13 protein-coding genes are annotated in these 11,628 nt (G+C 46.6%); 9 read left to right on the top strand and 4 right to left on the bottom strand.

Annotated elements, in window-relative coordinates; translation table 11 throughout:
• From AC1MDJ_RS05325 to AC1MDJ_RS05285, 9 genes are all read left to right on the top strand, one after another.
• Positions 1 to 960: translation initiation factor IF-2 (locus tag AC1MDJ_RS05325; RefSeq protein WP_479689920.1), on the top strand; the 960-nt coding region annotated here is incomplete at its 5' end.
• Positions 953 to 1,306, top strand: coding sequence for a 30S ribosome-binding factor RbfA (gene rbfA / locus AC1MDJ_RS05320; RefSeq protein WP_479689919.1), 354 nt, complete (start codon positions 953 to 955; stop codon positions 1,304 to 1,306). The genes AC1MDJ_RS05325 and rbfA, both read left to right, overlap by 8 nt.
• Positions 1,290 to 2,198 carry a tRNA pseudouridine(55) synthase TruB gene (gene truB / locus AC1MDJ_RS05315; protein ID WP_479689918.1) on the top strand — a complete coding sequence of 303 codons (909 nt, stop codon included), beginning with the start codon at positions 1,290 to 1,292 and terminating at the stop codon, positions 2,196 to 2,198. The genes rbfA and truB overlap by 17 nt, the downstream gene beginning before the upstream one ends.
• Positions 2,191 to 3,960, top strand: coding sequence for an ABC transporter ATP-binding protein (locus AC1MDJ_RS05310; protein WP_479689917.1), 1,770 nt, complete (start codon positions 2,191 to 2,193; stop codon positions 3,958 to 3,960). Before truB ends, AC1MDJ_RS05310 begins: the two co-directional genes overlap by 8 nt.
• Positions 3,961 to 3,975: 15 nt before the next feature.
• The gene (locus tag AC1MDJ_RS05305; protein WP_479689916.1) at positions 3,976 to 4,860 is read left to right on the top strand and encodes a hypothetical protein; all 885 of its coding nucleotides are present in this window, start codon (positions 3,976 to 3,978) and stop codon (positions 4,858 to 4,860) included.
• A gap of 125 nt (positions 4,861 to 4,985) precedes the next feature.
• Positions 4,986 to 6,635: a 2-iminoacetate synthase ThiH gene (thiH, locus tag AC1MDJ_RS05300; RefSeq protein ID WP_479689915.1), complete on the top strand. Its 1,650-nt coding sequence runs from the start codon at positions 4,986 to 4,988 to the stop codon at positions 6,633 to 6,635.
• On the top strand, positions 6,619 to 7,542 hold the full coding sequence (locus AC1MDJ_RS05295) for an RluA family pseudouridine synthase (RefSeq protein ID WP_479689914.1): 924 nt from the start codon (positions 6,619 to 6,621) through the stop codon (positions 7,540 to 7,542). The genes thiH and AC1MDJ_RS05295 overlap by 17 nt, the downstream gene beginning before the upstream one ends.
• 58 nt (positions 7,543 to 7,600) lie before the next feature.
• Positions 7,601 to 8,188, top strand: coding sequence for an outer membrane beta-barrel protein (locus AC1MDJ_RS05290; protein WP_479689913.1), 588 nt, complete (start codon positions 7,601 to 7,603; stop codon positions 8,186 to 8,188).
• 19 nt (positions 8,189 to 8,207) lie between these two features.
• Entirely contained in the window at positions 8,208 to 9,113 is a 906-nt protein-coding gene (locus AC1MDJ_RS05285) for an NlpC/P60 family protein (protein ID WP_479689912.1), read from the top strand.
• Here AC1MDJ_RS05285 and AC1MDJ_RS05280 read toward each other — a convergent pair.
• The 4 genes from AC1MDJ_RS05280 to AC1MDJ_RS05265 form a co-directional block, all read right to left on the bottom strand.
• Positions 9,106 to 9,915, bottom strand: a complete 810-nt coding sequence (locus tag AC1MDJ_RS05280) for a 2-oxoacid:ferredoxin oxidoreductase subunit beta (RefSeq protein ID WP_479689911.1) — start codon at positions 9,913 to 9,915, stop codon at positions 9,106 to 9,108. The genes AC1MDJ_RS05285 and AC1MDJ_RS05280 overlap by 8 nt on opposite strands.
• On the bottom strand, positions 9,908 to 11,038 hold the full coding sequence (locus AC1MDJ_RS05275) for a 2-oxoacid:acceptor oxidoreductase subunit alpha (RefSeq protein WP_479689910.1): 1,131 nt from the start codon (positions 11,036 to 11,038) through the stop codon (positions 9,908 to 9,910). The genes AC1MDJ_RS05280 and AC1MDJ_RS05275 overlap by 8 nt, the downstream gene beginning before the upstream one ends.
• Positions 11,035 to 11,232 (bottom strand): 4Fe-4S dicluster domain-containing protein, encoded by a 198-nt coding sequence (locus tag AC1MDJ_RS05270; RefSeq protein ID WP_479689909.1) that lies wholly within the window; start codon positions 11,230 to 11,232, stop codon positions 11,035 to 11,037. The genes AC1MDJ_RS05275 and AC1MDJ_RS05270 overlap by 4 nt, the downstream gene beginning before the upstream one ends.
• Before the next feature lie 37 nt (positions 11,233 to 11,269).
• Positions 11,270 to 11,628: flagellin (locus AC1MDJ_RS05265; protein WP_479689908.1), on the bottom strand; the 359-nt coding region annotated here is incomplete at its 5' end.

The raw sequence follows: 11,628 nt of genomic DNA, 5'->3' as shown, positions 1-11,628 counted from the left end.
GTGGTAGGCAGTCAATACGGCAGGGTGCGTTCAATGCACAACTATCGTGGCATTGTGGTGAAAGAGGCAGGTATCTCAATGCCCGTAGAGGTTATGGGTTTCTCATCTGTGCCGGAATCGGGCGATAAGATTATTGTTTTAGATGATGAAAAGGCAGCAAAAGCTATTGCCAACTTGCGTCTGCGTCATGAACGCGAGTCTAAACGCACTAATGGCAGTGCTATGACCCTAACTGATTTCTATGAAAAGGTGAAACAGGGCGAGGTAAAGCAGCTTAATATTATAGTAAAAGCAGATGTTCAAGGCTCGCTGGAAGCACTCAAAGGCTCTTTGCAAAAGCTGTCTAATGCTGAAGTCAAGGTCAATGTTATGCACGATGCGACTGGCGGTATTACCGAAAGCGATATAGTGCTTGCTAAGGCAAGTGCTGCGATTATTATAGGCTTCAACGTGCGTCCAGATGCCAAGAGCAGGCTTATGGCTGAGCGTGAGGGCGTATCTATTGAGCTATATTCTATTATATACAAGGTGATAGATGATGTAAAACTTGCCCTAGAGGGGATGCTAACCCCTGATACGAAAGAGACTATTCTTGGGCATATCTCTGTCCGTCAAGTATTTAGCGTGCCAAAGATTGGCAAGGTTGCGGGCTGTTATGTGGATGACGGTAAGATTACGCGTAATTCGCTTGTGCGGGTGGTGCGCGACAGCGTAGTTATATATGACGGCAAATTGAGTTCGCTAAAGCGGTTCAAAGAGGACGTGCGCGAGGTGACATCGGGCTATGAATGCGGTATATCTATAGATAAATATCAGGACGTGAAAGAGGGCGATGCGCTAGAAGTGTATGAACTGACTGAAGAGAAGCGCACACTAGATGATGTAATTGCGGCAGGCGAAGCCACTGCCCGAGAAGCTGGTAAAGATAGTGGTAAAGGGGCTAGCAATAGCGATGTCTGATAGTGTCCGTGTCAAACGTGTTGCTGAAATGTTGAAGCGTGAGATTGCCGCTATCATTGCTGGCGGGGTTCACGACCCACGTGTGCACGATGTCGTTATCACAGACGTGCGTTTGACAAACGATTTAGGCATAGCAACTGTCTTTTTCACCAGTTATGTTCAAAGCAAGCTCCCAACGATTAGCGCGGGGCTGGAGCAGAGCATTGGGTTTATCAAAAACCAGCTGAAGGGGCGCATTAGGATTAGAAAAATGCCGCAGCTCATTATGCAACGCGATAAAACACAAGAACAGGCTGAGCGGATGGATGAGCTATTTGCTAGACTAAATAATGAACGGGATAGTTAACGTATATAAGGAGTCGGGCGAGACATCATTTGATGTGGTAGCACGTCTGCGTGGCATATTAAAGGAAAAGAGCGTTGGGCACACAGGCACGTTAGACCCGATGGCTGAAGGGGTGCTTGTAGTGTGCGTAGGCTATGCAACACGTTTTGCTGATATACTGGGTGCTGATAGCAAGCAATACCGAGCAGAGTTTAGGCTGGGTGCTGATTTTGACACTTACGACACTACGGGGCGGGTGTTGGCTACATCCGACAAGCAGCCAGAGCGTAGCGAAGTAGAACATATATTGAAATCGTTCGTTGGAGAGCGGGAGTTTATAGTCCCCTCATATTCGGCAAAGAAGATAAATGGGGAGCGGGCGTATAAATTAGCACGAGAGGGCACGATAAAGGACGCTGGCAAAGCCATAATGAGGATTGACAGGCTAGAGCTTACCAGCTATGACGAGCCGAACGGCGAGTTCGTTATTGAGTGTGGCAAGGGCACTTATGTGCGTAGCGTTATCCGTGAACTAGGTATTTTGAGCGGTGCTTATGCAGCTATGAGCGGGCTTATACGCACAAGAAATGGCGATTTTAAGGTGGAAAATTCGCTGAAACTGGCGCAAATTGCGGAGCTAGTGGCGGCGGGCAGGGTGAATGAAGCGGTTAAACCTGTGCAAGATGTCGTCTTGTTGCCGAAATATGTCGTGAATAGCGGTGCGGCGGTAAGGATAAAAAATGGCGTGTCTCCGAAACTGGAAGAATACTTGTCAATGTCTGATGAAAATGTTGGCGGTTACTGTCTGCTAATGAATGAGGCGGAGCAGTTGCTTGCCTTGGGTAGATTGTGTGGAGATGGAGTGCATAGCGGGCAGGTGCCAGTAAAACTTGAGAAGGTTTTTAATGAATAAGTTCACGAAAATTATGAATAGTCAACAGATGTGGGTTGCGTTAAAGCAGCTTTACCCATTTATGAAGCCGTATATGAAGCGGGTAATTTTGGGGCTTGCGCTGACGGTGCCTGCGGGTGCGCTAGATGCTGTCATAGCAGCGTTTCTGAAACCATTTATGGATAATGCGATTGTCTCTAAAAACCCCGAATATTTTCTGTGGTATCCGGGGCTTATAGTAGCGTTCACCATTATTCAAGGCGGGTTTAACTATGGTTCCACATATCTGAACTCTTGGGCTTACAATAAAATTAACAACGCCCTAAAACTGCGCTTATTTGAAAAATTGATTGCATCAGACTCCGCTCTATACGATACTTACAGCTCTGGTATGGTAGTTGCACGTTATTCTAATGATGTAGCTACTGCAACAGGCGGACTAATATCAAACACGCGCCTTGTAATGACACGTTTCTTTGCCTCTATCGGTTTTTTGGCAGTTTTACTCTATAATGCATGGCAGTTGGCAATAGTGGCAGTATTTGTGCTACTATTTATATTCTATCCGATAAACATAAGTCGCAAGCGTATTAAAAGTATCCAGAAACTATCAGTTGAGCTAGCGGCAAAGAATATGAACGCTTACAATGAAATATCCGTAGGCAATAAGATTGTCCAGTCATATACCTTAGAGGGGCATATGCTGACACGTTTCAAGAAATTGCTTGACGATTCTTTCAACCTCGCTATGTTTGTGACGAAAAGTGCAGGCGTATTGTCGCCTATAACACATGTCCTTACGGCTATTGGCGTTGCACTTGTTGTGGGCTTTGGCGGGCATTTTATTATGAACGGCACGCTCACTAGCGGTAATTTTGTGGCGTTTATGGTAGCACTGCTGATGTTATATAATCCGCTGAAGAACATCGGCAATAACTTCACAGGCTTGCAGGTAGCCCTATCAGCTATGGAACGTGTGTTTGAGATAATAGACACTACGCCGCTGATTAAGGGTAGTGACGGCACAAAAACACTAGCCCGCATTGAAAAGGGTATCCAGTTGCGTGGTGTGCATTTTGGCTATAATGCAGATATTGAGGTGCTGCACGGCATCAATATTGACGTGCCGATAGGCAAGATGGTCGCTATTGTGGGGGCTAGTGGCGGTGGCAAGAGCACGGTTTGCAGCCTGATTACACGGCTATATGACGTGACCAGCGGGGAGATATGCGTGGATGACGTCAATATAAAGGACTATAAACTGCAAACTCTGCGGGAAAATATTGCTGTTGTATTCCAAGACAACTTTATATTTGACGGCACTATCAGGGACAATATAATGATGGGACGGCTGAATGCCACCGATGAAGAACTAGCTACAGCAATAGAGAGCGCATACTTGACTGACTTTATAGAGACACTCCCGCTGGGGCTAGATACGCAGGTGGGTGAAAACGGGCAGCTCTTATCAGGCGGGCAGAAGCAACGTGTGGCGATTGCTAGGGCGTTTATAAAGAATGCCCCTATTGTAATACTAGACGAGGCGACAAGCTCACTAGACAACAGAGCGGAGAAGGTCGTCCAAACTGCACTTGATGAGCTAATGAAGAATCGCACCGTTATAGTAGTGGCACATAGGCTCAGCACGGTGCAAAATGCCGATAAGATTGTAGTTATAAACGAGGGCGTAGTGGCAGAGGAGGGCAGGCACGATGAACTGCTTGCTAAGCAGGGGGCATACTACGCACTATATATGGGGCAGTTTCAGAAGATTGGAGAGTAAGAGGTAGCTGGCATTATGGAAAAGGCTAAGACGAAAAAAGCTCTTATAGTGATATTTGTAATAGTGGCAACACTTGTAGTTGGCGCATACATTGCGCTAAACTATATATTTGCAGGTAAGGTGCGCAGTTTTCTAGCGACTAATAAGATGACTAGCACTGTGCTATACGATAGAGTGTTTGTCAATGTGCTAGCCGGTAGCATATCGTTCTACAATCTACGTATTATAGTCAATAGAGTTCCGATTACTATTGCAAAGCTGACACTCTCCGGTGCAAAGCTAGCTAGCAATTTTCCTGACACGGCAACTATTACGATTAGCAATTTTAATATACCTATGCAGCAACAATTACTCGGTGCTTATTCCGTCCCGCTTGCAGCTCTCGGCTATGCAGCAGCTACAGGCTCAGCCAAGCTAGATGTGGCTTACACGCGAGCAAATAAATCTGTCAAGGTTAACATTGCCAGCATAGACCTGCCAAAACTAGGGCAGCTCAGTGGCAATGTCACGTTCCAAAATACGCCAGAGAGGGACTGGCTCTCATTTACTAGGAATATAATGCAAAAGGATATCTCTGCGGCTAACGTTCGTTTTGTGAACCGCGGTATTATGACAAATATAAACAACTATTTTGCACGTAAGGGGAATAGCACCCCCGCTAAGGCAAAGGATAGGACGTTGCGAGGCATTAACAAGCGAGTAATGGTGTCAGTGCGAGCTGACGAGAAACGAACGCTATCGCAGCTATATAGGTTTGTGGAAACGTCTGGCGGACTGATGATACAGCTCAACGAGCACTCTACTATTGCGAAACTGTTGCCTAATATGCAGGCGGTTAGCGGTCCGCGTGCGGGACTATTGTGGATGGGACGACTGCCTGTGAATGTGATAGCGAACTAATTATGGGCATAATTTTTTAGAGTTAGATAGCGGGGACAAGGTAGCTTTATCTGGTGCGATAGAGCGGGCTATAAGGGTATGTATAGAGCGTAGGATGTTGATTGTTATACTATAACTGAGGCAGAATGTTTTCAGAAATATGGCAAAACTACGATTTTGACGAGATTTCGGCGCGCATAGTAGCTGCAGGCAGTGGTGACGTTGAGCGCGCTCTCGCAAGCCAGCACCCGACCATAGCAGACCTGCCTGCCCTATTGTCCCCTGCGGCAGAAAGCTATATTGAGGAGATGGCTAGACGCTCCTACGCTATCACACGCAGACGGTTCGGCAACGCTATCCAGCTATACGCTCCGCTCTATATATCCAACGAATGCAGCAATGGTTGCCTATACTGTGGTTTCTCAGCAAAAAATCGTGACGTGGTGCGGCGAACATTAAGCCTAGCGGAGATTGAGAATGAATTAAAAGCGTTGTCTAGCATGGGCATCTCCCATACATTGCTACTGACAGGCGAAGCACCAGAAAAGGTAAATGAGAACTACATTGCAGAGGCTGTGAAAATTGCCCGTAAATATAGCGATTATATAGCTATAGAGGTCTATCCGCTAAGCGTTGATGGCTATTGTAGCCTAGTAAGTGCTGGTGTTGATGGCTTGACAGTCTACCAAGAAACATACGACCGCACCCAATACGATAAACTGCATCCGTTCGGGAAAAAGAGAGATATTGTATGGCGACTAGATGCCCCTGACAGGGGGGCGTTGGCAGGGATGAATGCACTAGGGGTGGGGGCGTTGCTGGGGCTATCAGACGCTAGGGCGGATGTATATTTTGCGGCACTCCATGCAGACTATCTGATGAAAAACTACTGGCGCACCCAAGTGAGCCTATCAATGCCTCGTATATGCACTGCAATTGGGAAGTTTGAGCCGCTGGTCAGCGTGAGCGATAAGATGTTTGTTCAGTTTATGACTGCATTGCGCATTATTCTGCCAGATGTTGGTTTTATGGTGTCAACACGTGAAACTGCTGATTTTAGAGATAATATAATGGAGCTAGGTGCCACGCAGATGAGTGCGGGCTCGTCTACAGAGCCTGGTGGCTACACGGCAAAGGGTGTAAGTGCTGCCCAGTTCCAGATAGGGGATAGGCGTAGCGTGGCGGAATTTTCCAGCGCGCTCATATCTAAAGGTCTTGAACCTGTGGTAAAGGATTGGGACGATAATTTGCATGCGGGCACTTATAAATTAACATCTACAGAAGTGCCAAATATAGACGGACTAACAGGGCTTATGGACAGGTCTAGCTTTTGGGTGCTAGCGCAGCGACTGTTTGAGGAACACAAAGGGACGGGCAAGTATATATCGGTGTTATTTATTGATATAGACAACTTTAAGGCTGTCAACGATAAATTTGGGCATCTCGCAGGTGATGCAGTGCTCTCTAAAATTGGTAGTGCTATTAAAAGTTCCGTGCGGATGCGCGACCTAGCCTGCCGCTATGGAGGGGACGAGTTCATAATCTTAATAACAGGTATGGGCGAGGACGTATCTGTCGTAGCCGATAGGCTAATAAAAAAAATTAGAACTATACAGTATGATGAACCCACTAGCCTACATGTAACGGCATCTATCGGTGTAATGACAGGCGCGCCAACCGATGCTGATGGGTTTGCCAGCTACATATTTAATGCGGATAAAGCACTCTATACATCAAAACACGAGGAAGGAGACAGGGTTAGTAAGTGGGTAGGCAATCATGCATGTGACAGCTGAAGTCGCATCAAAATCAACTCAGCTTGATAGAGTAGATAGCTTCTTAGCTGTTAAGACGGGCAAGTCGCGCAGTTACATCTCCCAGCTTATAAAAGGTGGCTATGTGCTGTTGCGGGGGGTTCCGCCACGCAAATCTGATGTCGTAGCAAATGGCGATACGTTTGAGCTGACGTTCCCGCCAGAGCCTGATATTGACCTAACCCCGCGTGAAATACCATTTGACATCATCTATGACAGCCCCCGTTATGCTGTTATCAATAAACCTGCTGGCGTAGTGGTGCAGCCTGCACCCGGTCACTTGAATGATTCTTTAGTCAATGGGTTGTTATATGCGTTTAATATAACTGATGATATGGGAGATAAAAAGGGTGGCTTTAGACCCGGGATAGTTCATAGGCTTGATAAGGACACATCAGGGCTAATGCTGGTTGCCAAGGACAGAGACTCGCGCGAGATTTTATCAAAGCTATTTCATGACAGGCTTATAAATAAGTATTATGTGGCTATTGCTATGGGCAAGCCACGCTTTCAAGAGATGCTTATAAATGAACCTATTGCACGGGATAAAATCCACAGACAACGTATGTGTATAGATACTGGCGGACGCACTGCTAAAACGGGCGTTAAGGTGTCTAAACTATTTGTAAATTCATTTATGGCAGATATCCGTCTCTATACGGGGCGCACGCACCAGATACGCATTCATTTCAAACATATCGGACACCCGTTGTTGGGCGATAGTCTTTATGGCGGGGCTAGCGCAGCAAGGCTATTCCACAGGCAGGCATTGCATTCATACAAAATTGAATTCGTGGACCCGTTCGCTGGTAAGCCTGTCAGCTATACGGCACCGTTGCCAGAGGATATGCAAGAACTGATTACTCGCCAACTTACAAACCCCTCTTGACATTATGATAAAAGTGTGCTAGTTTATAAACATAAATACATAGAAGGAGTTTATGTTTATGAGCATCAAAGGTGTTTTCAGAAGGTTCTTTATTATTCCGTTAATCGGTTTGGGCTTGGTTTTAGCGGCTGTGCCCGCTTATGCTATTGAGGCTGGTGCCAATGTGGGCGTTTATAAGCCCGCTGGCAAGTTGGGCGGTAGCGATGGTTTTGACCTAGGCGATTTAGACTTAGGCACTGGCTACGGCGTCCACCTTGACCTGCCAGTTATCCCATTGTTGTTAAAGTTCCGCCTATCGGCTGACGGCTTTTCAGCAGACGGCAAACTTAAAGACCCTCTTGGTGGGCCAAAACTCAAAACTGAGGTTAACGGGGTTGGCGGTAGTGGAATGCTTTTATTAGCACCTGCACTTGTTCCACTGAACCCTTACGTTGGTGTTGGCTACGGCGGACATAGCGTTAAAGTTAAGATAGGTGGTGCTAGCGAAACAGATTTCTATCACGGCGTAACTTATGCTGCCGGTGTTGGTGTCAATTTCCTAGTAGTGTGCCGTCTAGGGCTTGACGCAACGTATTTCCAAAACAAACACAGCGGCGACAAGGTTGAAGGCTATACCGTTGGGCTTGGGCTTTCTGTAGGATTATAATTAGTCTTTAATAGCAACGATGTTTAGGATATGCGCTAGTCTGACGTTGCTTGTGGTGCTCTGTTGTGGCGCATGGGCGGCTGATATAGTATATAGCCGTTCACAGAGCACCGGTAATAGCACTAAAGCAACAGTTGTCCACACTAAAAAGACCACAACCGTAAAAAACAATACTGGTGTTAGCACTAGCACTAGCACTAAATCTAAATCCAATTATAGCGGAAACATAGTCTATGATTCGTCTAAATCGGAATATCTGCGTTATACCATACAAGTGGGTGCATTTCAGAGCGTTGACAATGCTGCGAACCTAGTTGACAAGCTAGACCACAGCGGGCTAAATCCTTTCTATTTCAAGGCGAGCGATGGGCTATACAAGGTGCGTTTCGGCAACTTCAACACCATAGACGATGCCAAAAGAGCAGCTACGTCATTGCAACGAGACCGTGTCATAATAGAATATTTTATCCTGTCGCCATCTGACTATGCAATTGCAAAGGCTAAGGGGGGTAGCTCCTCTGGTAGCAAATCAGAAAAATCGGCTAATCTGGGCTATGTAAGGCGTGAGCTGGTTTCTACATCTAAGAACTATCTAGGTGTGCCATACCGCTGGGGTGGTAGCTCTAAATCGGGCATAGATTGCTCTGGGCTGACACAGGCTATCTATAACCTAAATGGGCTTTCTATCCCGCGTAATTCGGCTATGCAGTATAATGCGGGTAAGAATATATCTAAACGGAGTTTGCAACCGGGTGATTTAGTGTTTTTCGCTACTAATGGTGGTAGACGCGTAAGTCATGTGGGTGTCTATGTAGGCAACGGCAAGTTCATACACGCCCCCGGTAGAGGCAAAAAAGTTCGCACAGCAAATCTATCAGACAAGTTTTTCGTTAAAACTTACGTGGGCGCGAGGACGTTTATATAGCTTTGAACCCTGCCATCCTATCGTAGGTAGTCAGATAGTCTTCGCGTTCTTGCTTATGTAATATGCCTATCGGATATTTGTCTGCGCGCTCATCAGCCCCCATAGTCTGCCAGCGTTCCAGTGGCACCGCCGTGTCGCGTTGCCATTCCAGCATACTATAGCCCTCGGCACGTTTGTTCTTCCTGCCGAAGTTGGTCGGGCAACCCGCTATCACCTCTACCACTGAAAACCCTTTATGTTTGAACGCTTGCTTTATAATATCAGTCATCTGCATAGCGTGGTAAGTGGTGCCCCTAGCTACAAAGGTAGCCCCTGCGCCAGCCACTAGCTCTGCCACATCAAAATTGTTCTCTATCATACCATAAGGGGCGGTTGTTGCACCCATGCCATTAGGGGTGGTAGGGGAATACTGCCCGCCAGTCATACCATATATATTATTGTTCATAATAATTAACGTCATATCAATGTTGCGTCTACAAGCGTGTATCAGGTGATTGCCACCTATTGCTGTCATATCGCCATCTCCGCCTAGCACAACAACGTTTAGTTTCGGATTAGCCAGCTTTATACCAGTGGCAAATGCTATTGAACGCCCATGTGTGGTGTGAACTGTGTTAAAGTCAACATAGCCGGGCAACCTACTGGCACAGCCTATTCCACTGGCGATAGCGGTCTCGTCCTTGCTCCAACCCATAGCGTCTATTGCTCTGATAAGCCCTTTCATTATAATGCCGTGTCCGCAACCCGGACACCATATATGTGGCAACTTCCCCTTGCGCAGGTAAGATGAATAATCAAACACAGTGCACTTCCTTCAAGATTTCCGTAGGGGTGATAGGGCTGGCATCTATACGACATACCGAGCGAATTTTGATACCGCCGTCAGTCGCCCTGCGCACTTCGCCCGTGAGCTGCCCCAGATTCATCTCAGCAACAATCATAGTCTTAGCACGACCGATGTATTTTTGGATATGCTTATCAGGAAATGGCCAAATAGTGAGCGGTTTTAACAAGCCCACCTTGATACCCTCGCTACGCGCCACATTGACAGTATCTTTAGCAGAACGCGCCACAGCACCTGTAGCAAAAATTATAATATCAGCATCATCACACAAGTATTCTTCAACTTGGACTATATCGTCATAGTTGGCGTCAATTTTCCGCATCATACGCAGCAATTCACGTTGCGCTACCTCTCCGCTGTTAGTGGGAAATCCAGTCACGTCGTGGCTAAGCCCAGTTATGTGGTATCTGTAGCCCTCGCCAAAGTTTGCTAACACAGGCACGTCGCCGTCAACTGCGCTGAACGGCTTATAGTCTGATGGCGGGCATACGGGCTTGCATCTGTCTATCACGGGCAACACGCCCGCCTCCGGGATAAAGATTGCCTCACGCATGTGTCCGATAATTTCATCTGATAGGATAATAACAGGTGTTCTATACTTCTCTGATAGGTTAAATGCTCTAACGGTTTCGCTGAACTGCTCTTGAACGGTAGCGGGGGTAATGGCTATACAGGGATGTTCGCCGTGTGTGCCCCAGCGTGCTTGCATAATATCAGACTGGCTAACCCCAGTAGGTAAGCCAGTTGAGGGACCAGCTCGTTGTACATTGACTACAACACAAGGAACTTCTGCCATACAAGCAAAGCCAATGTTTTCTTGCTTGAGTGAGAAACCGGGACCGCTGGTAGCAGTCAGCGATTTAACGCCAGCGATGGATGCACCGATGATAGATGCCATAGCGGCAATTTCATCTTCCATCTGTATGAATCTTCCACCGTGTTTTGGTAGCTCTATAGATAATCTCTCAGCTATTTCAGTAGAAGGCGTGATGGGATAGCCTCCAAAGAAACGGCAACCAGCGTATAACGCCCCGTAGGAGATTGCATCGTTGCCCTGCATGAAGTGCTTGCCACTAATCATTGCTCTGCCTCTACTGATATGGCGAAGTCAGGACAGCGCAACTCACACATGGCACAGGCTATACAGGCGTCTGCGCTTTTTATGTGAACTTTGAATTTTTTCATTTCAAGCACCTGTTTGGGGCAGAAACGCACACAGATAGCGCACCCTTTGCATAATTTCTCTACAATGGTAATCTTTCCCCTCTTTGCCATAGCTCTAAGAATATAACAAGTTTGTATAAAAAGTCAATCAGAATTTTATCAACTGCATTATTGTTTGTGGCAGGGCGTTAGTTTGCGAGAGCAGGTTTGTTTGGGTGGTCATTAGTAGTTGTTTTTTTGCTAGGTCAGCGGATGCCTCTGCGAAGTCTAGGTCTCTTATCTGAGATTCAGCGGATATTGTGTTTTGCTGTGTAGTGTTAAGTGTTCTTATAGTTGCTGCCAGTCTATTGAGTTGTCCTCCTATGAGAGTGCGTTTATCTAGCACGCTTTGTATTGCCATATCTATCTTGCTTAGTGCCTTAGCTGCACTCTTTGCGTCTAACACATATATATCATCTATGCCGAGAGAAGTGGTGTTGACCTTGCCTACACTTGCGAGTGTCATTG

Source organism: Candidatus Termitispirillum reticulitermitis (assembly GCF_054655775.1).
This window is presented reverse-complemented; position numbering and strand designations above follow the sequence as displayed.